General features: G+C 59.1%; 25 protein-coding genes and 1 pseudogene. 13 read left to right on the top strand and 13 right to left on the bottom strand.

Annotated elements, in window-relative coordinates; genetic code table 11:
- From RBR25_RS12600 to RBR25_RS12585, 4 genes and pseudogenes are all read left to right on the top strand, one after another.
- Nucleotides 1-215 (top strand): hypothetical protein (locus tag RBR25_RS12600; RefSeq protein WP_432819906.1); only part of this gene is annotated, 215 nt, incomplete at its 5' end.
- 299 nt (nucleotides 216-514) lie between these two features.
- Nucleotides 515-1201 carry a trypsin-like peptidase domain-containing protein gene (locus RBR25_RS12595; RefSeq protein ID WP_432819905.1) on the top strand — a complete coding sequence of 229 codons (687 nt, stop codon included), beginning with the start codon at nucleotides 515-517 and terminating at the stop codon, nucleotides 1199-1201.
- Between the two features lie 151 nt (nucleotides 1202-1352).
- Entirely contained in the window at nucleotides 1353-2303 is a 951-nt protein-coding gene (locus RBR25_RS12590; protein ID WP_432819907.1) for a transposase, read from the top strand.
- Between the two features lie 44 nt (nucleotides 2304-2347).
- Nucleotides 2348-2779: pseudogene (locus tag RBR25_RS12585) on the top strand (SAM-dependent methyltransferase); the annotation flags it as partial.
- Nucleotides 2780-2840: 61 nt separating this feature from the next.
- Here the strand turns inward: RBR25_RS12585 and RBR25_RS12580 are convergent.
- From RBR25_RS12580 to RBR25_RS12550, 7 genes are all read right to left on the bottom strand, one after another.
- Entirely contained in the window at nucleotides 2841-3089 is a 249-nt protein-coding gene (locus tag RBR25_RS12580; protein ID WP_432819904.1) for a GSU3529 family protein, read from the bottom strand.
- Entirely contained in the window at nucleotides 3089-3346 is a 258-nt protein-coding gene (locus tag RBR25_RS12575; protein ID WP_432819903.1) for a GSU3529 family protein, read from the bottom strand. The genes RBR25_RS12580 and RBR25_RS12575 overlap by 1 nt, the downstream gene beginning before the upstream one ends.
- A 62-nt stretch (nucleotides 3347-3408) precedes the next feature.
- Nucleotides 3409-4560: a glycosyltransferase gene (locus RBR25_RS12570; RefSeq protein WP_432819902.1), complete on the bottom strand. Its 1152-nt coding sequence runs from the start codon at nucleotides 4558-4560 to the stop codon at nucleotides 3409-3411.
- Between the two features lie 64 nt (nucleotides 4561-4624).
- Entirely contained in the window at nucleotides 4625-5569 is a 945-nt protein-coding gene (locus RBR25_RS12565) for an NAD(P)H-binding protein (protein ID WP_432819901.1), read from the bottom strand.
- Between the two features lie 176 nt (nucleotides 5570-5745).
- The gene (locus tag RBR25_RS12560; protein WP_432819900.1) at nucleotides 5746-6246 is read right to left on the bottom strand and encodes a ferritin-like domain-containing protein; all 501 of its coding nucleotides are present in this window, start codon (nucleotides 6244-6246) and stop codon (nucleotides 5746-5748) included.
- Between the two features lie 210 nt (nucleotides 6247-6456).
- A complete protein-coding gene (locus RBR25_RS12555; protein WP_432819899.1) occupies nucleotides 6457-7269 on the bottom strand; it encodes a mechanosensitive ion channel family protein in 813 nt (270 codons plus the stop codon).
- A gap of 13 nt (nucleotides 7270-7282) precedes the next feature.
- Nucleotides 7283-9457 (bottom strand): AAA family ATPase, encoded by a 2175-nt coding sequence (locus RBR25_RS12550; protein ID WP_432819898.1) that lies wholly within the window; start codon nucleotides 9455-9457, stop codon nucleotides 7283-7285.
- A gap of 161 nt (nucleotides 9458-9618) precedes the next feature.
- On the opposite strand from RBR25_RS12550, the gene RBR25_RS12545 reads away from it, so the two are divergent.
- The 5 genes from RBR25_RS12545 to RBR25_RS12525 all read left to right on the top strand — a co-directional run bounded on the left by RBR25_RS12545 (nucleotide 9619) and on the right by RBR25_RS12525 (nucleotide 13939).
- The gene (locus RBR25_RS12545; protein WP_432819897.1) at nucleotides 9619-10857 is read left to right on the top strand and encodes a M48 family metallopeptidase; all 1239 of its coding nucleotides are present in this window, start codon (nucleotides 9619-9621) and stop codon (nucleotides 10855-10857) included.
- Nucleotides 10854-12146, top strand: a complete 1293-nt coding sequence (locus tag RBR25_RS12540; protein ID WP_432819896.1) for a hypothetical protein — start codon at nucleotides 10854-10856, stop codon at nucleotides 12144-12146. The genes RBR25_RS12545 and RBR25_RS12540 overlap by 4 nt, the downstream gene beginning before the upstream one ends.
- Before the next feature lie 118 nt (nucleotides 12147-12264).
- On the top strand, nucleotides 12265-12981 hold the full coding sequence (locus tag RBR25_RS12535; protein ID WP_432819895.1) for an FKBP-type peptidyl-prolyl cis-trans isomerase: 717 nt from the start codon (nucleotides 12265-12267) through the stop codon (nucleotides 12979-12981).
- A gap of 121 nt (nucleotides 12982-13102) precedes the next feature.
- Complete coding sequence (locus RBR25_RS12530; RefSeq protein WP_432819894.1) at nucleotides 13103-13531, top strand: FKBP-type peptidyl-prolyl cis-trans isomerase; 429 nt, start codon at nucleotides 13103-13105, stop codon at nucleotides 13529-13531.
- A 42-nt stretch (nucleotides 13532-13573) separates the two neighbouring features.
- On the top strand, nucleotides 13574-13939 hold the full coding sequence (locus RBR25_RS12525) for a response regulator (RefSeq protein WP_432819893.1): 366 nt from the start codon (nucleotides 13574-13576) through the stop codon (nucleotides 13937-13939).
- A gap of 71 nt (nucleotides 13940-14010) precedes the next feature.
- Here the strand turns inward: RBR25_RS12525 and RBR25_RS12520 are convergent, their stop codons facing one another.
- The 4 genes from RBR25_RS12520 to RBR25_RS12505 form a co-directional block, all read right to left on the bottom strand.
- Nucleotides 14011-14391, bottom strand: a complete 381-nt coding sequence (locus RBR25_RS12520; protein WP_432819892.1) for a desulfoferrodoxin — start codon at nucleotides 14389-14391, stop codon at nucleotides 14011-14013.
- Between the two features lie 18 nt (nucleotides 14392-14409).
- Nucleotides 14410-14982 carry a rubrerythrin gene (gene rbr / locus RBR25_RS12515; RefSeq protein ID WP_432819891.1) on the bottom strand — a complete coding sequence of 191 codons (573 nt, stop codon included), beginning with the start codon at nucleotides 14980-14982 and terminating at the stop codon, nucleotides 14410-14412.
- Between the two features lie 166 nt (nucleotides 14983-15148).
- Nucleotides 15149-15418: a cytochrome c3 family protein gene (locus tag RBR25_RS12510; RefSeq protein WP_432819890.1), complete on the bottom strand. Its 270-nt coding sequence runs from the start codon at nucleotides 15416-15418 to the stop codon at nucleotides 15149-15151.
- A 68-nt stretch (nucleotides 15419-15486) separates the two neighbouring features.
- The gene (locus RBR25_RS12505; RefSeq protein WP_432819889.1) at nucleotides 15487-15753 is read right to left on the bottom strand and encodes a hypothetical protein; all 267 of its coding nucleotides are present in this window, start codon (nucleotides 15751-15753) and stop codon (nucleotides 15487-15489) included.
- A gap of 62 nt (nucleotides 15754-15815) precedes the next feature.
- On the opposite strand from RBR25_RS12505, the gene RBR25_RS12500 reads away from it, so the two are divergent.
- Nucleotides 15816-16490 (top strand): NAD(P)/FAD-dependent oxidoreductase, encoded by a 675-nt coding sequence (locus RBR25_RS12500; protein WP_432819888.1) that lies wholly within the window; start codon nucleotides 15816-15818, stop codon nucleotides 16488-16490.
- 30 nt (nucleotides 16491-16520) lie between these two features.
- Here RBR25_RS12500 and RBR25_RS12495 read toward each other — a convergent pair whose 3' ends face one another.
- Both RBR25_RS12495 and RBR25_RS12490 read right to left on the bottom strand, forming a co-directional pair.
- On the bottom strand, nucleotides 16521-17228 hold the full coding sequence (locus tag RBR25_RS12495; RefSeq protein ID WP_432819887.1) for a response regulator transcription factor: 708 nt from the start codon (nucleotides 17226-17228) through the stop codon (nucleotides 16521-16523).
- Entirely contained in the window at nucleotides 17229-18188 is a 960-nt protein-coding gene (locus tag RBR25_RS12490; protein ID WP_432819886.1) for a sensor histidine kinase, read from the bottom strand.
- A gap of 163 nt (nucleotides 18189-18351) precedes the next feature.
- Here RBR25_RS12490 and RBR25_RS12485 point away from each other — a divergent pair, with 163 nt between their 5' ends.
- The 3 genes from RBR25_RS12485 to hemE all read left to right on the top strand — a co-directional run bounded on the left by RBR25_RS12485 (nucleotide 18352) and on the right by hemE (nucleotide 21848).
- Nucleotides 18352-19449, top strand: a complete 1098-nt coding sequence (locus tag RBR25_RS12485) for an NAD(P)H-dependent flavin oxidoreductase (protein WP_432819885.1) — start codon at nucleotides 18352-18354, stop codon at nucleotides 19447-19449.
- 181 nt (nucleotides 19450-19630) lie between these two features.
- Nucleotides 19631-20746 carry a radical SAM protein gene (locus tag RBR25_RS12480; protein ID WP_432819884.1) on the top strand — a complete coding sequence of 372 codons (1116 nt, stop codon included), beginning with the start codon at nucleotides 19631-19633 and terminating at the stop codon, nucleotides 20744-20746.
- Nucleotides 20747-20819: 73 nt separating this feature from the next.
- On the top strand, nucleotides 20820-21848 hold the full coding sequence (gene hemE, locus RBR25_RS12475; protein ID WP_432819883.1) for a uroporphyrinogen decarboxylase: 1029 nt from the start codon (nucleotides 20820-20822) through the stop codon (nucleotides 21846-21848).
- The last annotated feature ends 8 nt before the right edge of the window (nucleotides 21849-21856 follow it).

The following is a 21856-nucleotide window of genomic DNA, read 5'->3' as shown; positions in this document are numbered from 1 at the left end:
AAGCGACGGGATTGAATATCCTGCGCGCCACCGCGTTCAGAAATCGCCAAAAACCCAAAGAAACCCGGGAAACGGGAACGAATCTTTATCCAAATGGCGCTGTTGGCGGTTTCAAAGAGCCATTAAGACCGCTGCGGGGATATCTACGACATTTTGCCGAGGCCTTTCGGCCCGGCAACAACCGAATTGGTTGGCTCATGCCTCAAGCCGCGTGAGCTTTTTTCGCGATTGCATCAAGTAGGTTCTATTAACAAACCTGACGTGGATCAATATGCCATTGTTGGTACAATTGGCCGCTTAAAGTCCAGAGGCTTTTTGGTTGCAGCCCAGGGTTCTTTTTCTATCGGCGGCGGTGCAGATAACTCTCTACAGGAGTTAGTTGCTATTTCATCATATGGTGAGCGTTTTTGTTCATTCTGCCTAAGCGCATAATAAATTGCTACACACGGAAAAATTACTCGCTGCGCTCCCAATTTTCCGGTGAGCAAAGCGTTAGACCTTAGGGGGAATTTGAATGCCGCTTACTAATGCGTATCAGACGGTCAAGGACGGCGTAGTCCAGGTTCTCGCGTTGAATGGGCAGAACATCATCAGTTTTGGTTCAGGCTCCGTAATCGACAACGGGAAAGTAGTTCTCACATGTGCGCACTGTGTCGTTCCGGGAGCGCAAATGTCTATCACTGACCCCAAGACGCCCGGGCAAGCGCTTTTCGGAACTGTGGTGTTCCAAGACTCCGCAAATGACATTGCGCTTATTGAGTTCCCTAACGTTGTGGGGACACCGGTCAAACTTGCAAACAGCACACAGTGCGCAATCGGCAATGGATCCTTCGTTGTCGGGTACCCGATGGGCGTTATGGAGCAAGTTCTCCTTTCTTCCCACATCGCCAGCATCACTCAGAATGCACTTCGACTAGATGCATCGGTGAACCACGGGAACAGTGGAGGCCCCCTCTTCAATCTAGCGGGCGAGCAGATCGGCGTAGTTAATGCGAAGCACGGGTCGCTCTCAGCATTCTTGAATCAGATCAAGAACGCGAAACCTGGCGCAAATGTCTTCATCTCTGGGATCGACCCCATCAAGGTGATCCAAGAGTTAATCACAGAAATGCAGAAGAATTTGAATCTGGGGATCGGCTATGCCATCCCCACAGCGACACTGCGTCCGCTACATGCGACCTTCGGAAGGCTCATTCCTTGATGAAGTCTTCTGAGTAACTTAACCATAAGCAACTGGAAGAGGAGAGAGGGACGCTCTTAAGAAATTAATTTGACTGCCGCCGACGGTGTGTTAATCTTCCTAAATGCCACGAACCGCACGCCTTGACGCGCCCGGGGTTTTTCATCATGTGATGATCCGGGGTATAGAGCGTCGAAACATATTCCGCAACAAAGCCGATAGGGACGATTTTCTCCAGCGCCTGGAGAAATTGCTTCCGGAAACCAGAACCGCCTGTTATGGCTGGGTTCTGTTATCCAATCATGCGCACTTTCTTTTTCGGACCGGCGATATTCCGCTGTCCAATCTCATGCGCCGATTACTGACCGGCTATGTCGTCGGATTCAACAAACGCCACTCCCGCAGTGGCCAGCTTTTCCAGAACCGTTTCAAATCCATCGTCTGCCAGGAAGAGGTCTATCTCAAGGAACTGGTCCGCTACATCCATTTGAATCCTCTCCGGGCCGGCTTGGTCGCCGATCTGGCCGGATTGCAACGTTACCGATATTGCGGTCATGGTGCGCTGATCGGCGCCGCTGAAGTGGCGTGGCAGGATGTGACACATGTTTTAGCCTTTTTCGGCAACAGAACGTCCACCGCCAGGCAAGCTTATTTTGCTTACATGGAGGAAGGGCTTCAACAGGGGGAGCGTAAGGATTTGACCGGGGGAGGGCTGATTCGAAGCGCCGGCGGCTGGGCGGAAGCAAAGCGCTGTGGCCGGGGCCATGTGATGAGCGATGAGCGCATCCTGGGCAAATCGGATTTCGTGGAGACGATTCTTTCGCGGGCCGGCGAGTCGCTGAATCGGCAGTATGTCTTGAAATCCTCCGGTTACGACCTGCAGCGACTTGCCGAGAGGGCCGCGGCGCTTTTGGGAATTGAAGTCGCTGACATCTTCTCCCGCAGTCGCCAGAGCACCAGGGTCAAGGCAAGAAGTCTCGTTTGCTTCTGGGCTGCAAGGGAGTTGGGCATGTCGCTGTCCGAACTCTCTCGCGCCTTCGGCTTGAGCATACCGGGCATCAGCTATGCCGTTGCGCGCGGAGAAGTTCTTGCACGGGACTACGATTTCAAGCTGGAGGGGTAGTTCTTTATTTTTTAAGAGCGTCCCTGCTGGCCCTGCTGGCCGATGTGGCAGTTTGTGTCGGCGCCACCTGGATCGGCGGGGGCGTCGCCGGCACCATCGAACTGCTGGCGCGGAGCCTGCGCCCCGGCGGGATCATCCTCATCGGCGAGCCCTACTGGCGGCAGTTGCCGCCGACGGAAGAGGTCGCCAAGGGCTGTCTTGCCCACGCCATCTCCGACTTTCTCAGCCTTCCGGAACTTCTCGCGTATTTCCGCCATCTGGGCTACGACGTCGTGGAAATGGTGCTGGCCGACCAGGACGGCTGGGACCGCTACGAGGCGGCTAAATGGCTCACCATGCGCCGCTGGCTGGAAGCCAATCCCGACGACGAACTCGCGGAAGAGGTTCGCGCCCAACTGAGCTCGGAACCCGAGCGTTACGCCGCTTACACCCGTGAATACCTGGGCTGGGGCGTGTTCGCGCTGATGCCACGCTGAAGGGGGATGCCGAGGATCGGCGAAGGACGACTTGGCAACTTGGAAGCCGGACCCTTTATGCTTAAGCCCAGAGCCGGTTCAGCGTCCCTTCGAGGATGGCGTTGTTGACGCCCATGCCCATGTAGCCGATCTGGCAGTAGGTGTCGTAATCGTTGACCTGGCCAATCAGGTCGCGGATTTCCTTCTCCCGGGCGCGAAACAACTCCGGATTATCGAGAATGGCGAAGATCTTCGCCGCGAGCGGGTCGGGCAGGTCCTGATCCCGTCGCGCCGCTTCCGTGACGGCGCGCAATTTCGCGAAAAGTTCCATTATTCTCCCTCCTTGAGCCAGCCCAGGGTGCGTTTCAGATCCTCGTGGTCGTAGGCCCATTTGCCGCAGCCGGTATCGGCGTAGACGTCGTACTCGCGCACCTGGGCCAGCAGCATCTCCACCAGATATTCCCTGTCACCGTATTTCTCCGGCTTTCGGGCCACCTCCAGCACCGGATCGGCCAGCCATTGGGGCAGCTCGCGCTCGTTGAACTGTTCCAGGGTCGCGGCTTCCAGATCTTGCAATAATGGATTCATCGTTCTTTCCTGATTATTACCTGCTGGCGCGGGTGGCGGGCACCTTTCCGCTACCCTAGGCTTCACACCCGGTTGGCGCGCAACTGGTCGAGGTGATAGAAGGTGCCGCGCCAGGTGATGCCCCCCTGCCGGTGATTGAGGATGACCGTGCGCAACACGATGTAGGCGAAGAGTGTGGAGGTCAGGGGAAAGCCGGCGGCGTACCAAGGGCTGAGGCCGTGAAAGCGGGCGCTGTCGGCAATGAGCAGGCTGAGCAGTAGGACGACGGCGAGGTAGATCAGTCGGGTCGGCCCCTCGGTGACGAACAGGGCGAGATAGGGCCAGACGCCGCCAAGCAGCTGGAAGGCCACGCCGCCCAAGGCCATCCAGAGGCGGTAATCGGTGCCGGCATAGACGTTCTTTTCGAGGCCGCGAATCAGCTGGCCAATGCTCCCGTACCATTCGACCTGAAGGAGGCCGGTGCCGTAGGCGAGATCCTGGCGATACCCGGCTTTTTTGAGGATTTTTCCCAGTTTGAGGTCATCGTCGGGACGTAGGGCGATGGTCTGGTGGCCGCCGACTTTGGCGTAGGCTGCGGTCCGCACCAGGTTGAAGGCGCCGATGCCGATATGGCGGGGGCTCTTCGGGTCGCGGGCCTTCCAGGGGCGGGTGAAGACCCCGAAGACAAAGCCGAAGGCGGCCATGAACAGATTGAGCAGCAGCTTCGGCATGTGCGCTTCGGGGGTCGCCGCGAGATGATCGAGTCCCGCGCTTTCCAGCAGGTGGACCGCCCGACGCAGGACGTCGGGGCGCATCAGCACATCGGCGTCGGTGAAGAGCAGCAGTTCCCCCCGGGCTTGACGACTGCCGAGCCACAGGGCGTGATTCTTGCCGAGCCAGCCCGGCGGCAACTCGGGGATGTGCAGCACGCGCAGGCGCGCGTCTTCCCGCGCCAACTCGTCGAGGATCGCCCCGGTGCGGTCCTCGCTGCGGTCGTTCACGAGAATCAGTTCCAAATCCGGGTAGTCGAGCTTGAGCAGCGACCGCACCGCCGCCTCGATGTTTCGTTCTTCGTTGCGGGCGGCGGCGATCAGCGAAACCTTCGGGGGCTTTTCCGGCAACGTGGCGGGAACCTCCCGCAGAAAGCGCAGTTTACGGCTGCCGATGAAGACATCGACGGCGATGGCGGCATAGGCGGCTAGGGTCGCGAGGGCGAGCCAAAAGAGCCAGCCCATCAGGGAGTCCCAAGCGGATCGTGGGTGGAAAAAACAGCGGGAGGAGCGTCCATTCGGATGTTGTTCATGGCCGGCTCTGAACAGTTGTCGAAGAGGATCTGGCTTCTCGCCCGGCTTGGATTTCCTCAAGCGCCAGGGCCACGGCCCGGTCGTAGGAAATCAGCGGCTCGGGGATCAGTTCGCGGATGCGGTTTTCCCGGCAGACTACCTCGTTATTCAGTCCTTTGAGCAAGGCCAGCGCCACCTCGCTTTTGACCGGCGACAGCAGGCCGATCAGCCGCGAGGTCAGCCAGGCCGAGAAGACCGGGGTCGGGAAATAGAGATTAACGTGGCCGGCGACCTGGGCCAGATGTTCGAGCATCTCCCGGTAGCTGAGGATCTCCGGCCCGCCGATGTCGAAGGTTTCTCCGGCGGTCGCTTCCACAGTCAGGCAACCGGCCAAGTAGCCGATCACGTTGTCGACGGCGATGGGCTGGCAGGGGGTCCGCAAGCCGGGCAGGTCGGGGATGATCGGTTGGGTGCGGACCAGAAAGCGCAGGATTTCAAAGGATGAGCCGCCGGCGCCGATGATGATGGCGGCGCGCAGCACGGTGGTGGCGAAGCTCCCCCGGCGCAGGATTTCCCCCACTTCGTGGCGGCTGCGTAAATGGTCCGAGAGCTGTTCGTGGGCGCCCAGCCCCGACAGGTAAACGACCCGCCGCAGCTTCGCCCGTTCGGCGGCGGAGACGAAATTCCCGGCCGCCGCCCGATCCTTGGCGGCGAAGTCCTTCTCCCCGGCGTCGAGGGAATGGACCAGATAGTAGGCAGTGTCGATGCCGTCGAGGGCGGCTCCCAGGGAGTCCGGGTCAAGCAGGTCGGCGACCACGTTTTCCACGCCGGCTGCCGGCGCGGCGACTTTCCGTCGCGACAGGCAGCGTAGCGGATAGCCTTCGGCCAGGAGCCTGTCGACCAGCCGCCGGCCGATGAAGCCGCCGGCGCCGGTCACGAGAATTTTCGGTTTGTCCGCCATCGCAGCCTTTCCTTTCTCTCTTCCGCTTGGCCCAAACACGTAAAGGGCACGTGGGATGAGAACAGAATTGTAGCCGGACAAAGGCCGGCGGTCCACCCGACGACCGACGCCCCCGGAAAGTTTTTCCCGAGGGCGTCGGCGGGTTCATGGATCTCCGCTTGGGGGGAGGGCGCCGGTCAGCGGGGCGCCGGCATCATCAGGTCGAGGTCTTCGAGCAGCGCCTGCAGATCCTCTTCGTGTTCGACCTCCTGGGTGAGGATGGTCAGGGCCATGTTGTAGGTGAGGGGGTCCTTGCCCTCGGTCAGTTTCATCATCTGGTCATAAACGCCGATGGCGCACTGTTCGGCCTGGATGTTCTGCTGCAGCAGGGTGCGAACGAAGGGGTCGTCGGGCGGATCGTAGCCGCAGTTGCTCCAGTCGAACCAGACTTTGGGGGTGGTGAGCGGGGTGCCGCCGAGCTGGATGATGCGGTCGGCGACCAGGTTCGCATGTCCCAGTTCTTCGGTGGCGTGCTGGAGCAGTTCCGCGATGATGGCGTCTTTCATCGGTCCCTTGGCGACCTTGGCGCCGACCCAGTACTGATAGTAGGCCAGCCATTCGTCGGCAAAGGCCTTGTTGAGGAGTTTCAAGAGTTCTTCGACATCCAATCCGATGATCGCTCTGCCTTTGGTTCCCATGGGGCACCTCCTTTACCCTGTAAGAGTAAAAACGCTGTTATCCGTTTACCGTGTTATCGACGTTTGTCAATGGTCACGACGCGTTGACTAATCCCACCTTCCCCGGTTTTCCCGCGGGTTGATTAGCGGCATCCAGCATCGCGGAAGGCCTTGACCTAAAAATCGGATAGCGATTTTTCCTTCCAGCAGTCTTCCCCTCTTTTTATCCAATCAGTCGACAATCATCTGCGCCAGTTGCGTCTCCGGAATCATTCCATGTTCACGCAGCGCGTTTTTGAACCGCTGGGTGATGTCGCTGGCGAGCAGTCGTTCGAAGCGGACATCGAGAACATAGGCCTTGATCGTCAGTCGGGTCAGGAAGGTGCGGTCGAAGTGGTCCTCGATCAGCACCCGGATCGGTTTTTTGAGGTAGACGTAAGGGGAACTCCCAGCCGACTGGTGGGCCAGTTCGCGGAGCAGGACCAGATCGAGATGGGTGGGGAGGGTGAAGTGGACCTCGACCATTTCATCGAGGGCGCCCGAGTTGGAGTTGGAGACAGCCTGCCCCAGCACCAACGCGTTGGGAAGGGTTACGGTACTGTCGCCGAAGGTTTGGACGCGGATGGAACGCAGGCCGATATTGGTCACTTCTCCGTAATGTTCCCCGACCTGGATCATGTCGCCGACGCGGAAGGGGCGGTCGAAGAGGATCAGAATCCCGGCGATGACGTTCTTGATCAGATCTTGGGCGCCCAAGCCGAGAGCCAGACCGGCCGTGGCGCTGATGGCGACGAGGGTGTTCATCGGCGGATTGAAGACGGCGAAGATGATGAAGACGACGGCGCCGATCCAGATCAGCAGTCGCAAGACAGGAAAAACACTGGCGATGAAGAGCCGATGTCGTCCGAATTTTTGTTGCAGCCGTTCCGCGCCAAGCCGTAGCAGGTGGACAAAGAGCCAGGTGGTGGCAAAACAAACAATCGCCAGCAAAAGTCGCCCCGGGGAGAACTGATTGAGGAGGTTCTGAATGGTTTCTTCTTGCATCGCCGTTTTCCGTTCAATAAAGGATATTCATGGTTTCCAGTGTTTTGACGACCGGCGTGTAGTAGACGGGATTGAGCCGGTAACGGATTTCTCCTTCCCGTCCCTTGGGGGGCTCGGTCAGCAACAGCCCGAGGCTCGCCAGATATTCCAGACGCAGGCGGCTGGTCAGGGGATCGCAGTGGAAGATGCGTTGGTGTTCCTCGGCCGAAAGCCCGCCGTGACCGAGAACTTCCGCCAGGGTGAAGCGCTGGTCGCCGTCCAGTTCCCGAAGAAAGGAGAAGTCGATCTTCCCCAGGGGGCAGGCGTGAAAACTCTCGGTTTCGGCATCGTAGCCGAGGCAGAGGAGCCAGTAGTGGAAAGCTGCGTCGAGGTTGCCGCCGCTGGCCGCGAAGAGCTCGCGGAAGAAGTGGTTTTCCCGCTCGCGCCCGTCACCGGCGGTGCCGTTGTTCTCTTTCCCGTTCCCTTCGCCGGTGAATGTCAGGGGATAGCCGGAAATGCGCTGACGCAGCAGCAGAACCTGGCGAATCTCCTGCTGCCCGGCAAGCAGGGTTGAAACCTGGTGGGTGAAAAAGCGGTTGACCCGGTATTGGTAATCGAGACGTTCCCAGGGGACTTTGCGAAAGGTGACCAGCCAGAGGAAGTGTCGTCGCGTGGCCAGCAGCAGATAGCAGATAGCCTCCACCGCGCGACCGCCGCCCACCACCCGCAGGGCCAGATTGTGGCCGCCTTCGATCAGAATCATTCCTTTCGGTCGCGTCAGAAGTTCCCCGATCAGTTCGTCGAGGGTGGCGAGCGGTTTCTTGATATCGAATCCTTGCCGGAACAGTTCGATGACATCCTCCGGGGATTGTAGTCGCTTGTCGATTTCCAGTCGCAGCAGTTCCCCCTGGGAGCCGTATTCGCTGGCGAAACAGTTGACCAGCGACGTCTTGCCGCTCCCCTCCGGGCCGATCACCGCCAGGCTGCACGCCTGCCCCTGTTCCCAGCGGGTGAAGAGATCATCCAGCACCTCCAGTTCCTCATCACGGGCGACGAGGAATTCCCGGGTCTTCAACGGGCCGAGAGTGAAAAGCCGGCGGTGCAGAGGGGGGAAGGTTTCGCTGCGGCGCTGCACTTCCCGGGCAGATGGCAGGTCGGTGAGGCTCAGGAGCTTCTCCTGAGGGGCCGCTTCCTTGTGCAGAACCTCTTGCAGGCTGCCGAACATTTTTTTTGAAGCGGCGCGCAGGAGGGAGGTCTCATCATGGTCGGAGATGTTGAGATAGTGGCGGAAAGCCTTTTCTCCACGGCGCTTGAGGCCCTCGCCCAGATCCCGCCAGGGGCGAGAACCGGAATATTCCCCCCGGGCCAGTTCTTGGCCGCAGACTTCCAAGCGTTTGTCCAGTCCGGCCCAGTAGTCGTCCAGGGGGGCGAAGAGTTCGGCGATCTGTTGCTCGGCGGCGGCAAGGACGCCGCAGGCAAGCTGTTCGGCTTCTTCGACCCCCTTGCCGAAATCGATGTCCGTTTCCTTCTCTTGGTCGGAAACAATGAGACGGGCCAGTTCTTCATCGGCAACCTGGAAATGAAAGCGAATGCTCGGCCAGAGGTCGGCCACGCGGTTGTGCAGCTTCGCGCTCAGTTCGCTTAGTTCTTCGACTAGCGGATGGTATTCCAGTTCTTTGTCCGACGGCAGGTTTTCGGCCGGACCAGTGAGCAGGCCCCGGGTGCGGGCGGTTTCCCGCAAGCGGAAGGCGAGACGGGCCGACAGCCCGGCGTCCGCGGGAAGGGGGAGGGCGTCCCTTTCGGCCTGATAACGTTCTAGCTGTCGCCGGGCGCTGTCGGTAAGCTTTTCGAGCAAGGCGAGGATGGTTTTTTTACCCGCGAGCCGCCCCTTGGCGGCCTGTTCGAACTGGGGCCGAACCTTCTTCAGCAGCCAGGTGCGCTGGGCGCTCAGTTCCGTTTGCAGGCGCTTGACGAACTCTTTGGCCTCTTCCGGTGGCGGGTTCTTCGGCTGCTGCGCGAAGGATTCAGCCAGCTGCCGTCGCCCTTTGGCGAGGGAATCCAGCAGCCGGCTGACGGCTTCGGCCTGCGCGGCGCGAAAGTTGGCGCCGTCGGCTCGACATTGCTCTAAGACTTTTTCATCCAGGGCCGGTGGCTGGGGCGAGAGCGAGGCGGCGGGATTGGGAGGAGCTTGCGAATCTGTTTCGGACATGGGAACTCCCGGGATTGATGGACAATCTGCCTGTTTTTGCGACGCCATCAATCATAACCGAACTTCCCGGCGATTGAAGCAGGAAATCCAATCCGGCAGTGTCGCCCGTCCGCGCACGAAGAAGCTCGACCCGGTGCCGTGATTCGTCTATCATGTCGCCCATGACGACATTTCTACTTTTGATGTATCTCTTCACACTCCTGGCCGGGCTTCTGCTGCGTCTCCTCAATCAGGCTCATCTGAAAATCCATGGCGCTGTTGTCCCCGCCGGATTCGAGGGAGTGATCGATGGCGAGGTCTTGCGCAAGGCTTCGGCCTACACCCTCGACAACAGTCGCTTCGGCTTGATCGAAACTCTGTTCGACAGTACGGTGCTGCTGCTTTTCCTTTTCGCCGGTCCGCTACCTCTCTACGACCGCTGGATCCAGGGGCTGGGCCTCTCTCCCGTTCTCTCCGGAACCCTCTTCTATCTTTTGCTTCTGACGGCCAAGAGCTTGCTCGACATCCCTTTCAGCCTTTATCGGACCTTCGTCATCGAAGCCCGCTACGGTTTTAACACCCAGACCTTGGGTTTGTGGATCGCCGATCTGCTCAAGGGCCTGGCCATCAGTCTCGTGCTGCTCGGGGTGTTGCTGGCCGGGGGCTTCCAACTGGTCGAGGCCAGTCCGGACTATTGGTGGCTCTGGGGCTGGGGGCTTTTCGCCGGTTTCACCCTTTTCGTCATGCTGATTTCCCCCTATGTCATCGAACCGCTCTTCTTTCGTTTCGAACCGGTGCGCAAAGAGGGGCTGGAAGAGGGAATTAAGGCGTTGATGGCGCGGGCCGGATTGGCTGCCGGGCGGGTCTTCCAGGTCGACGCCTCGCGCCGCAGCCATCACGGCAACGCTTATTTCACCGGCATCGGCCGGGTCAAGCGCATCGTCCTCTTCGACACTCTGCTCGAACGGCTGTCTGCCGCGGAAATTCTCGCCATCCTCGCCCATGAAATCGGCCACTGGAAGAAACGGCACATCCTCAAGCGCCTCTTTGCCACCGAACTGCTGGCCCTAGGCGGTTTTTATCTGGCCTATCGCCTGATTGGCTGGGGTGGGGTGCCGGACTTGTTCGGCATCGACACGCTCTCCTTCGCAGCCCAGTGGTTGCCGCTGGCCTTTCTTGGTTCCCTGGTCGTCTTTCCCTTTACCCCGGTGAGCGCCTGGCTTTCCCGTCGCGACGAAGGGCAGGCCGACGGTTACGCCTGCGCGCTGCACGGCAATCCCGAGGATCTCGCTTCGGCTCTGGTTAAACTCGCCCGGGACAATCTCGCCAATCTCCACCCCCATCCCTGGTACGCGGCCTTCTATTTTTCCCACCCGCCGGTTGTGGAACGGGTACGGCGTCTGCGCGCGGAGGGGAAATGAAGAAGAGCTGCGTGCCGTTGCTTCTGATCCTCTGGCTGTTCTGCTCTGGGTCGGCCTGGGCCGGGGAATTCAGTGAGCTGGAAGCGGGTTTGGTGCGCTGGCTCAAGGTCAATCGCGATGCCGCTACCGGGCTGCCCCATAGCCATGTGGGGGATGGGCGCTTTGTCGGCTGGACCTTCACTTACGATGCGGCGGTGACGGCCCTGGCCTGGTTGGCGGTGGGGGAGGCGGCGGAGGCTCGGCGGATCGTCGATTTCTATCGCCAGAACCCTCAGGTCCGGCGTCTCGGCGGGGTGATCGAAGCGGTTTCCTTCAGCGACGGTCGGCCGGTCGGGCGGGACTGGTCGGTGCGCAGCGGCGCCAACCTCTGGTTGGGGCTGGCCGCCGGCCATCTCTATCGGCGTACCGGCGAGGCGGCCTATCTGCAACAGGCGCGCGGCATCGCCAATGCCGCCCTCCTGTTGCAGGAGAAGCGTCGGGATGATCCCAATTTCGGCGGCATCGCCATGGGCCCCCCCGGCGATCCGGCCAATCCCAAGGACCAGCATTTTAACTACGACCCGACACTCCCTCGTTACGTCGAAAGCTACGCCACTGAAATCAATCTTGACGCCTATGCCCTTTTCGGGCTGCTGGCTGCCGAAACCGGCGCGGAAAACTACCGCAAGGGACGGGCCGAAGTACTGGACTGGCTTAAACGTCAGGGCTTCAACGCCGTCGAAAAACGCTTCAATCGGGGATCCGCCGATCCGACTGTGGCCACCGATGTACAGTCCTGGGGCGTTTCGGCGCTGGGGCGGGAGGTGCTGGATACCTTCGCACCCGATGCGGCCCGTGCCGTTCTCGACTATGTTGAAAAAAACTGCCAGGTTCGCATCCCCCTCGACGCTAAGGAATGGGCCGAAGGGGTCGATTTTATCAACCATGCCTTCGTTGCTGCGTTAGGGCGTAAGCCGCTGATTTCTCCGGAGTGGACGTTCCAACTGGCCAACGCCTGGCAGCGGCTGAGCGACGATTACCTGGCTCGGGGCGAAAAAGAAGCGGCCTGCGCCTTCGCTGAAAAAAGGTATCGGCTTCTGCGCCAGATGGCGAAGTTGGCGGTACCGGTGGGCAACACCCTGGGTTTCCCCTACGCCACTCTGCCGGATGCATTGCTCGGCCACGAAAACCTCACTCCCGCCGCCGGCAACCTCAGCGCTGTCGGCGTCGCTTACGGTCTTTTGGCCTTGCATGGTTTCGACCCCTTGGGCGAAGTGCCTCCGGCGGCAAAGTCTGTGCGGCCGGACTAGGCGGCCCCGGAGAATACCTACTCCTGGTGGGGCGTTTTTGCCGACGTCCCTTGACAGCCTGTGTCCCACGGAGTACAAAGTTTATTCTGCATCTTTCAGACGAAAGGACATTGATTCCATGAAACAGGTTGTTGGCGCGGTTCTGGCGGTTCTGTTGGTGGCGGCCGGTTGCACGGCTGGGGAAAAGAGTGGTGAAGGCAAGAAAGTGGAGTTGGCCAGCGTCAAAGACAAGGTCAGCTACGGCATCGGCATGAGCATGGGTCGGGATTTTTCCAATCAGAAGATTGAGGTCGATCCCGATATCCTCGCCCAGGGGATCAAGGATACCCTCGCCGGTGGTCCGATGCTGATGACCGACGAAGAGGCGCAGACCACCCTGATGAACTTTCAGCAGGAGATGATGGCCAAGCAGGAAGCCGAGGTCAAGGCCATGGGCGAAAAGAACCAGGCGGCGGGCGCTGCTTTCCTCGCCGAGAACGGCAAGAAGGAAGGGGTCGTAACCCTGCCGAGTGGTTTGCAGTACAAGATTCTCAGCGAAGGAACGGGCAAATCTCCGACCAAGGAGGAAACCGTCAGCGTCAACTATCGCGGCACCCTGATCGACGGCACCGAGTTCGACAGCTCTTACAAGCGCGGCGAGCCGGCGACCTTTCCTGTCGGCGGCGTGATTCCCGGTTGGACCGAGGCGTTGCAACTGATGAAGGAAGGGTCCAAGTGGCAACTTTTCATCCCAGCGGAACTTGCCTATGGCGAGCGGGGTGCCGGGCCGGTCATCCAGCCCAATTCGACCCTGCTCTTCGAGGTCGAACTGCTCTCCATTAAAAACCAAGAATAACCGAAGATTTACTGAATCCGGTCGCTGTTCGCAAGGCTTCCGGAGGGCGCATATCGTCTTTCCGGAGGCCTTGTCCACCTTGGCGGGGACGGTGGCCGAGGCTTTCACGGAAGGAGCGTGTATGGCAGGGGCAAAAAAAGGCGATCGGATCAAGGTCTTTTATGTGGGGCGTCTGGCCGACGGCAGTATTTTCGACACCTCCGAAGGGCAGGTGCCGCTGGAGTTTGTTGTCGGGTGCAATGAGGTCATTTGCGGATTCGACCAGGCGGTGCTGGGCATGGTTCCCGGTGAGTTCAAGACCGTGACCCTGTCGGAGGGAGAGGCCTATGGCCCCCATCAGGAAGAGATGGTTGCCGAAGTCGGCCGTGCCGACGTTCCCGACCATCTGCAACTGGAGGTCGGTAATCACCTGGAATTGACCCGGGAAGATGGCGAACCGATCGTAGTCAAGATTGTTGCGCTGGACGATGCCAGGGTGATCTTGGATGCCAATCATCCCCTGGCAGGTCAAGAGCTGACCTTTGAAATCCGCCTGCTGGAAATCACCTAACCCTAGAACTCCACGGGGGACTCTCCGATGCCGGGGCGGAAAATGAAGAAGATCCTTATCGTTGATGATCAGTCCGATGTCCGGAAATTACTGGCGATCGTGCTGAACCGCAAGAATCGCCATTTTCTTTACGCCGCCAGTGGCGAGGAAGCGATCGCCATCGCTCGCGCCGAGACTCCCGACCTGATTCTGCTCGACGTGATGATGCCGGGGGGGATGGACGGTTACGAGGTGGCTCGGATCCTCAAAGGCGATGTCGACACCCGCGGCTGTCCGATCATAGCCATGACCGCCAGAGGGCTGGAAGAGGGTTCCCGGGAGGCTTTCGCCGCCGGTGCCGATGCCTACGTGAGCAAGCCCTTCAACATGACGGACCTGCAGGTCAAGGTCGAGACCCTGCTGGCTTGATCTCCAGATTTTGTGAATAAAAAAAGCCGGCTCCTCTTGGGAACCGGCTTTTTTTATTGCGTGGCGTTTGCTTAGCCTTGGGCGGCCCAGAGGCCGTGCAGGTTGCAGTATTCGCGGGCGCTGACTTTTTCAGCAGTGATGGGGAAGGTCGCTTCCGGTTTGTCCCCGGGTTTGAGGAACTGGCGGTAGGCCTTGCCGTCGGCGATCAGTTCAACCCATTCGATGTAGTGTTTCTCCTCCATCGGGTGGGCAACGCTGCCGACCTTGACGGTGATGGACCCGGCGCTTTTTTCGATCACCGGAACGTGTTTTTCTTTGGCGGCGTCGACGGTATTTTCCGTCATCAGGGCCATGGGTTGGCCACAGCACACGAGTTCACCAGGACCGGCGTGAAGAACTTCAACGATGTTGCCGCAGACGGAGCATTTGTAAACTTCGAGTTGTTTCGCCATTTTAATCCTCCTGGAAAATCAGTAGTTTTCGCCGAGAAGTTCAAAGTGCGCCTGCGGGTGGGCGCAGGCCGGACATTTTTCTACTGCAGTTGTGGCTTCATGGATATAGCCGCAGTTACGGCAACGCCAGACAGTCGGTTTTTCACGTTTGAAAACCCGGTTGTTTTCGATATTGGCGAGCAGGTCGAGATACCGTTTTTCGTGCTGTTTTTCGGCCACGGCAATGGCCATGAAGATATCGGCGATTTCGTTGAAACCTTCCTCCCGGGCAATCTTGGCGAAAGAGGGGTACATTTCGGCATACTCGTGGTGTTCACCGGCTGCAGCTTCACGCAGGTTCTCGGCCGTGGTGCCGATCACCCCGGCGGGGAAGGACGCAGTGACTTCCACCTCGCCCCCTTCGAGCATTTTAAAGAGACGTTTGGCGTGCTCTTTTTCCTGATTAGCGGTTTCCTCAAAGATGTCGGCCATCTGCACATAACCTTCCTTCTTGGCCTGGGCCGAGAAGTAGGTGTAGCGGTTGCGGGCCTGGCTTTCGCCGGAAAAAGCGGTAAGAATGTTCTTTTCGGTACGGGTTTCTTTCAAGGACATAGCTGTAAGGCTCCTTTTGTAGTTGAGATATTGTTGCATCAGCGACAACATTTTTAATTATAACAGGGGAAGTCGGTTTTGCAAGGAGGAGTGGGGGCGGGTTTTGCGGGGGAAATAAAAAAGGCCCCGGAACGGGGCCTTTTCTGGTGCTTCGGTGCTTGGAAAATTACTTTTTGACGTGGCAATCTTTACATGTGGTGGGACCGCCTTTTTCTTTGTGACAGTTTTTACAGACATCCTTGTGAGCGGAGTCCTTGGTCACTTCGATTTTGGCCGGCTCGCCCTTGTGACAAGCTTCGCAGCCAAGTTTCTCGCCATGACCTTTGTGGTCGAAGGTTACGACCCCTGTTTTGCTGTCGTAGGTGTAAACGTCGGCGGCAAAAGCGGGAGCGGCAGCAAAGGCGGCGAGCATGGCAACAACCAGCAACTTCTTCATGGTGTGAAAACCTCCTCTAAAGGGAAATTAGGGATTAAGCAACGCCCATCCTAATTGATTCGTTGGTGTCAGTCAAGGGAATTCTGCGTGAAGGGGAACGCTGCCGCCGCAGGAAGGAGGGCGGAATAAAAATCTTGTTCGCTTCTTGCCCTTGTATTACTATTTCTTTGCCCTTTCCCGTAAAGGACCGCGAAATCAAAACGATTAAATTTTGATTGTGGACGACCAGCTTCGTGTCCGGCCGCCGGCGTTGCCTGGAGTTGGGGGCCGCCGGCTGCCGGACCATGTCTTTCAAACTGGCGCTCCTCATCGCGCAGGCCGAAAAGCTGCTTCATGAGGCGTCACTTTTATCATGACGGCGACTTCCTGCAAGTCCCGCTGAGTTCCGGAGGTTTTGATGAAAAAAGACATTCTCGAAAAAGGCGCCATCATCCAGCGCGACAAGGAAACCTACGCCGTAGCTCCCCATATCCCCGGCGGCATCACCAATCCCGCCCAGTTGCGGAAGATTGCCGACGTTGCCGAGAAGTACGGCGCCCAGGCACTGAAACTGACCAGCGCGCAACGTATCGCCATTGTCGGTCTCGACGAAGAGAAACTCGATGAAATCTGGGCCGAGCTGGATGAAAAACCCGGTGCGGCCATCGGTATGTGCGTCCGTTCGGTCAAGGTTTGTCCCGGCACCACCTTCTGCAAGCGTGGCCAGCAGGATTCCGTCGCCGTCGGTCTGGTCATGAATGAAAAGTACCATGGTCTGGACTTGGCCTGGAAGTTCAAGATGGGAGTGTCCGGTTGTCCCAACGACTGCGGCGAAGTCTGTATCAAGGATCTCGGTCTGATCGGTTCCCCCCGGGGCTGGAATATTCAGGTCGGCGGCAACGGCGGCAGCAAGCCGCGCCTTTCGCGGCGCCTGATCGAGGATGTGCCGACCAATGAGGAAGCCCTGGCGATAGTCGACAAGATTCTGCAATGGTTCAAGGCAAAGAACCAGCGCTCGCGCCTCGGCAAGTATATCGAGGATGTCGGTTTTGAGGCCTTCCAGGAGGAAGTTCTGGCGGCGATTAAGGCGTAGTCGAAGGGGGAGCCGAAGGGGGCTCCCCCTTCAATTTTTCATCTGCCGGGTAAAACGATAGCCGCGGCCGCGGACGGTGTGAAAGTGTGCCGGGTTGGCGGGATCCGCTTCGAAGTACTTGCGCATTCGGACGATAAAGTTGTCGAGGGTGCGGGTTTCCGTGTCCGGTGCCATGCCCCAGACCGCCGCCAGCAGTTCGGCACGGCTCAGGGTTTCCCCTTCATGGCGGAAAAAGGTTTGCAGCATTCTCACCTCCAGGTCGGTGAGGCCGATCTCCCCCTGCGCCGTCTTCGCCTTTCGTTCTTTCAGGTCGACTTCGTTGTCACCGAAGCGGTGCACCTGCCCCGTCCCTCCGCCCGAGCGGTACCATTCTGAGCGGCGCAGCATCCCCTTGATGCGCAGCAGGAACTCATCCAGGCTGAAAGGCTTGGTTAGGTAGTCGTCGGCGCCGGTTGCCAGTCCCTCGATCCGATCCTGTTCTTCGCCGCGGGCGGTGAGCATAATGATCGGCAGGCGCGGGTCGTGGCGGCGGATCTTTCCGCACACCTCCATGCCGCTGATCCCCGGCAGCATCACGTCTAGCACCACCAGATCAAAATGCTCCTCCCAGACCAGATCCAGGGCTTCTTCGCCGGTTTCCACATGAGTTACCCGAAAGCCATCTTCCTCCAGATTGAAGACCAACCCCCGGGCGATCCCCGGTTCATCTTCGACCAGCAGCAGGTGCGGTTTCGGCATTCAGAACTCCTCTTCGGTCGGTGGTTTGCACAGGGGAAGTAAGAGATGGATGCTGGCTCCTTTGCCGACCCCCTCGCTGGTGAGCCAGACCTTGCCGCGATGCATGCGGGCCAGTGCTTGGACGATAAAGAGGCCGAGGCCCGAACCGCGGATCGTCTCGCCGGGGTGCTTGACCCGGTAAAACATGCGAAAGACCTTTTTCTGTTCGTTGCGGGGTACGCCCTTGCCTTGGTCGGTGAAGGTCAGGTGGGCCTTGCGTCCGTCGCGTTTCAGGGCGACATCGACGACGGGTGATCCAGAGGCGTAGAGGACGGCATTTTCCAGCAGATTGCGGAAAATCGTTTCCAGCGCTTCGGGGTCGAGATCAGCATAGAGGTTCGGTTCGATATTGAGCGACATGGTGCCAGCTTTCGGCAGGGAAAACTGGCGGGGACGGAAATAATCGGTCACCCGTGCGGAGAGATTGTCCCGGCGCAGGTTGAGCTTGAGCCCTTTCTGATCAAGGCGCTGTGCCGACAGGAGATTGTTGATCAGCGTGTCGAGGCGGTTGGTGTCGCTGAGCATGGTGTCGAGGAAGGTTGCCAGCTTTTCCGGCGAGAGTCGGCGGCGGCGGATGGTCTCCAGGTGCAGTTGCAGCGAGGCGAGAGGGGATTTGAGCTCGTGTGTGACTTGGGCGATGAAGTTGCGCTGGGCCCGGTACAGCTCGGCCTGACGGCGCCAGTAGAGAAAGATGACGTAGACTCCGGCGAGAATAGCGCAGAGTAAAAGGATGCCTTCGACCAGTATGAACCAGTCGGCCCCCCCCTGCAGCAGTTCCGGGCTGTAGGTTTCCGCCACGGCGCGCAGCCGTGAGTGGCTTTTCATGAACCAGGCGATCCAGAAGACCAGGACCACCACCCAAAGCAGCTGAATGCCGATCAGAGCGAAAAGTGGATTGATAAAGGGCTTGATATCTTTCATGGTTTCTCTTTAGCACGGGGGCCGACGGCGGACAAGGAATTTGTCAAGAAGGGTTTTACAGAACTGTTACAATGCCGTTAACGATTTTTTGCTAGTCTTGCCGTGAACCAGCGTTCCACCCGGAATTGACCCGATGAACATCTGGCGGCAAGGAGCACTCCCTATGTATTCCCCCCTGACTATCGGCAAGCATACCGTTCCCTTTCCTCTCATTCAAGGTGGCATGGGGGTTCGCATCTCGGCCGCCAATCTGGCCGGGCACGTCGCGCTCTGCGGCGGCGTGGGACTGATCGCCACCGCCGGTATCGGCCTGAACAGCCCCCATTTCGACGGCAAGAACTTTTTTACCGCCGACCCTCTGGCGCTCAAGGATGAACTGCGCAAGGCCTACGCCATTGCTCCCAAAGGGGTGATCGGCACCAACTGCATGGTGGCGGTGACCAATTACGATGAAATCGTACGGGTTTCCTGCGAAGGGGGCGCCAAAATCATTGTCAGCGGTGCCGGTCTGCCCCTCAACCTCCCCGGCCTGACCGCCGACTATCCCGACGTCGCCCTGGTTCCCATCGTCTCCTCGGTCAAGGCGGCGGAACTGATTGCCAAGAAATGGCACCGCGGCTTCAACCGCCTGCCCGACGCCGTGGTGGTGGAGGATCCCGACACCGCCGGCGGTCATCTTGGTGAGAAACTCGAAAATATCGGCAACGGCGACTATGACCAGTACGCCACGGTGCGCGGGGTCAAAGCCTACTTCCGGGAAACCTGGAATCTCGACATTCCGATCATCGCTGCCGGCGGCATCTGGGATCGCGCTGACATGCTGAATGCTCTTGCGCAGGGTGCCGACGGTGTGCAGATGGCGAGCCGCTTCGTCTGCACCGAGGAGTGCGACGCCTCCGACGCCTTCAAGCAGATGTACCTTGATTGCCGCCAAGAAGATATTGGTTTGATCATGAGTCCGGCCGGACTGCCGGGGCGGGCGATCCTGAAGAATTTCGACAAGATCCGCGAGCGGGATGTACGGCTCAACGTGCGTTGCCCCTCCGCCTGCCTGAAAAAGTGTACTTACAAAACTGGCCAGGAGCGCTTCTGTATCGTTCATGCCTTAGATCGCGCCCAGCGCGGCGACGTGGAAACCGGTTTGGTCTTTTGCGGCACCAACGCCTGGAAAGCCGATCGCATCACTACGGTCCAGGCGATTTTCGACGAACTCTTCGCTGAACAGCAGGCGGAGCGGGAGCCTGAAGTGATCAACGCCTGAGGGCGCTCCGCATCCATCGTCTAAATACAAGGGGCGGAACCGTGACGGTTCCGCCCCTTGCTCTTAGGGTGCCGCAAGGGCGGCAAAGGCGCGGCTTAATACTTGGCATTCGCGGCGAATCTGGGTTAGTATCGGAAAAATTTCAGTCCTGACCTCAACGTGTCGGGATAAAGGAGCGTACATGACGGATACGGCGGAAAAATTCATCCCCAAATGGATCGCCTGGGAATCGACTCAGCGCTGCAATCTCAACTGCGTGCATTGTCGCTGCTCCTCGAATATGGATGCGGCGGCCGGGGATTTTACCACCGAGGAAGCCTTCAAGCTGATCGACGATATCTGCGAGGTGAGCAAGCCGGTGATGGTTCTGTCCGGCGGCGAGCCGCTACTGCGCGAGGATATTTTCGAGATCGCCAAATACGGTACCGCCAAGGGCTTGCGCATGTGTATGGCGACCAACGGCACCCTGATCACCGACGCCGTCTGTGCGAAGATGATCGAGTCCGACATCAAGATGGTCTCCCTGTCGCTGGACGGACCCACCGCCGCTATCCACGACGATTTCCGCGCCTGCCCCGGAGCTTTCGAGGGGGTGATTCGTGGTGCCGAAACCCTCAAGCGTAACGGCATCAAGTTCCTCATCAACTCCTCCTTCACCAAGCGCAACCAGAAAGACATCCCTGCAACCTTCAAGCTGGCGAAAAGTTTGGGGGCCACCGCCTGGTACATGTTCATGATCGTTCCCACCGGACGCGGCGAGGAAATCATGAACGAGCTCATCTCCAAGGAGGATTACGAGGAAATTCTCGCCTGGCATTACGAGCAGGAAAAGAACGAGGAAGACATCCTCATGCGCCCGACCTGCGCCCCTCACTACTACCGCATCGTGCCGCAGATGGCCAAGGCCGAAGGGGTCGATTTCCAGCGCCGCAGCCTGACCTTCTCCACCGGCGGCGGCAAAGGCTGTATCGCCGCCCAGACCATCTGCCTGATCGACTGCTTCGGCAACCTCAAGCCCTGTTCCTATTTCCATTCCTCGGTGGGCAACGTCAAGCAGATCCCCTTCAAGGAGCTCTGGTTCAACTCCAAAGTTTTCAACGACCTGCGGGATTTCAAGAAGTACAAGGGGAAATGCGGCGAGTGCGAGTTCCTCAACGTCTGCGGCGGCTGCCGTGCCCGCGCCGACGCCGTCTACGGCGACTACCTGGCCGAGGAGCCCTTCTGCAACTACATCCCGTTGCGCACCCGTAAGCGCATGGAAAAAGAGGCGGCGGAAAATGCGGCGAAAACCCGGTAATTGATGATTTGTGATTGGCCACGGCCTGCGCCGCCACCAATCGCGTGTTTACATACAGGAGAATCTGAACGATATGACCACCGAATACGATTTCATCAAGGCCTGCTGGGGCCGCCCTGTCGACCGCACGCCGGTGTGGCTGATGCGTCAGGCCGGGCGCTATCTTCCCCAATACATGGAAGTGCGCCGCAAGTGTACCTTTCTCGAACTCTGCAAGACACCGGAACTGGCTGCCGAGGTGACGATCCAGCCCATCGACTATCTCGGTGCCGACGCCGCCATCCTCTTTTCCGATATTCTCACCCCGGTGGAGCCGATGGGGCTCAAACTCGATTTTGTCCCCGGGCCGGTCTTCGAAAACCCGGTGCGGACCCAGGCCGATGTCGATGCCCTGCGCATCCCGGTGATGGAAGAGGACGTTCCCTACGTGCTCGAAACCATCAAGATTCTGCGTCGTGAGTTCGAAGGCCGGGTGCCCCTGATCGGTTTCGGCGGCGCGCCCTTTACCCTCGCCTGCTACATGGTCGAAGGGAAGGGGAGCAAGGACTTCGCCCAGATCAAGCGCATGATGTACGGCGCTCCCGAACTTTATGCCGCTCTCATGGAGAAGATCACCGAGATGGATCGCCAGTATCTTAACGCCCAGATCGCGGCGGGCGCCCAGGCCATCCAGATTTTCGACACTTGGGGCGGCATCGTTTCGCCTCTTGATTATGAGAAATACATTCTGTCCTACACCACCAAACTGATCAACGGCCTCAACCGGGACGGCATCCCCATCATCCACTTCGTCAAGGGCGCCGGAACGATGCTCAAGAGCGTGCGCAAGGCCGGTTCCGACGTGGTCGGGCTCGACTGGCACGTCAACCTCGGCGAGGCCCGGGACATCCTGGGGGCGGAGACCGCCGTGCAGGGGAACCTCGACCCGACCGTGCTCTACGCCCCCAAGGCCTACATTGAGAACGAAGTGAAACGCATTCTCGACGAGAACGCCGGCCGCCCTGGCCACATCTTCAATCTTGGCCACGGTATTCTGCCGACCGTTGACCCTGAGCACGCCAAGTTCATGGTCGAGTGCGTACATCGCCTCAGCCGGAAATAACTGCGTGA

Origin of the sequence: Trichloromonas sp. (genome assembly GCF_034006665.1) — a bacterium.
Classification (GTDB): Bacteria; Desulfobacterota; Desulfuromonadia; order Desulfuromonadales; family Trichloromonadaceae; genus Trichloromonas.
This window is presented reverse-complemented; position numbering and strand designations above follow the sequence as displayed.

Bases quoted from the DNA above. Each gene is read 5' to 3' on its own strand.
- RBR25_RS12485 (WP_432819885.1), top strand. From the start codon at position 18,352: ATGTATTCCCCCCTGACTATCGGCAAGCATACCGTTCCCTTTCCTCTC.
- RBR25_RS12560 (WP_432819900.1), bottom strand. From the start codon at position 6,246: ATGGGAACCAAAGGCAGAGCGATCATCGGATTGGATGTCGAAGAACTC.
- RBR25_RS12495 (WP_432819887.1), bottom strand. From the start codon at position 17,228: ATGCCGAAACCGCACCTGCTGCTGGTCGAAGATGAACCGGGGATCGCC.
- RBR25_RS12595 (WP_432819905.1), top strand. From the start codon at position 515: ATGCCGCTTACTAATGCGTATCAGACGGTCAAGGACGGCGTAGTCCAG.
- RBR25_RS12555 (WP_432819899.1), bottom strand. From the start codon at position 7,269: ATGCAAGAAGAAACCATTCAGAACCTCCTCAATCAGTTCTCCCCGGGG.
- RBR25_RS12545 (WP_432819897.1), top strand. From the start codon at position 9,619: ATGACGACATTTCTACTTTTGATGTATCTCTTCACACTCCTGGCCGGG.
- RBR25_RS12530 (WP_432819894.1), top strand. From the start codon at position 13,103: ATGGCAGGGGCAAAAAAAGGCGATCGGATCAAGGTCTTTTATGTGGGG.
- RBR25_RS12540 (WP_432819896.1), top strand. From the start codon at position 10,854: ATGAAGAAGAGCTGCGTGCCGTTGCTTCTGATCCTCTGGCTGTTCTGC.
- RBR25_RS12580 (WP_432819904.1), bottom strand. From the start codon at position 3,089: ATGGAACTTTTCGCGAAATTGCGCGCCGTCACGGAAGCGGCGCGACGG.
- RBR25_RS12480 (WP_432819884.1), top strand. From the start codon at position 19,631: ATGACGGATACGGCGGAAAAATTCATCCCCAAATGGATCGCCTGGGAA.
- RBR25_RS12490 (WP_432819886.1), bottom strand. From the start codon at position 18,188: ATGAAAGATATCAAGCCCTTTATCAATCCACTTTTCGCTCTGATCGGC.
- RBR25_RS12535 (WP_432819895.1), top strand. From the start codon at position 12,265: ATGAAACAGGTTGTTGGCGCGGTTCTGGCGGTTCTGTTGGTGGCGGCC.
- RBR25_RS12575 (WP_432819903.1), bottom strand. From the start codon at position 3,346: ATGAATCCATTATTGCAAGATCTGGAAGCCGCGACCCTGGAACAGTTC.
- RBR25_RS12510 (WP_432819890.1), bottom strand. From the start codon at position 15,418: ATGAAGAAGTTGCTGGTTGTTGCCATGCTCGCCGCCTTTGCTGCCGCT.
- rbr (WP_432819891.1), bottom strand. From the start codon at position 14,982: ATGTCCTTGAAAGAAACCCGTACCGAAAAGAACATTCTTACCGCTTTT.
- RBR25_RS12570 (WP_432819902.1), bottom strand. From the start codon at position 4,560: ATGGGCTGGCTCTTTTGGCTCGCCCTCGCGACCCTAGCCGCCTATGCC.
- hemE (WP_432819883.1), top strand. From the start codon at position 20,820: ATGACCACCGAATACGATTTCATCAAGGCCTGCTGGGGCCGCCCTGTC.
- RBR25_RS12500 (WP_432819888.1), top strand. From the start codon at position 15,816: ATGAAAAAAGACATTCTCGAAAAAGGCGCCATCATCCAGCGCGACAAG.
- RBR25_RS12590 (WP_432819907.1), top strand. From the start codon at position 1,353: ATGATCCGGGGTATAGAGCGTCGAAACATATTCCGCAACAAAGCCGAT.
- RBR25_RS12565 (WP_432819901.1), bottom strand. From the start codon at position 5,569: ATGGCGGACAAACCGAAAATTCTCGTGACCGGCGCCGGCGGCTTCATC.
- RBR25_RS12550 (WP_432819898.1), bottom strand. From the start codon at position 9,457: ATGTCCGAAACAGATTCGCAAGCTCCTCCCAATCCCGCCGCCTCGCTC.
- RBR25_RS12525 (WP_432819893.1), top strand. From the start codon at position 13,574: ATGAAGAAGATCCTTATCGTTGATGATCAGTCCGATGTCCGGAAATTA.
- RBR25_RS12520 (WP_432819892.1), bottom strand. From the start codon at position 14,391: ATGGCGAAACAACTCGAAGTTTACAAATGCTCCGTCTGCGGCAACATC.
- RBR25_RS12505 (WP_432819889.1), bottom strand. From the start codon at position 15,753: ATGAAGCAGCTTTTCGGCCTGCGCGATGAGGAGCGCCAGTTTGAAAGA.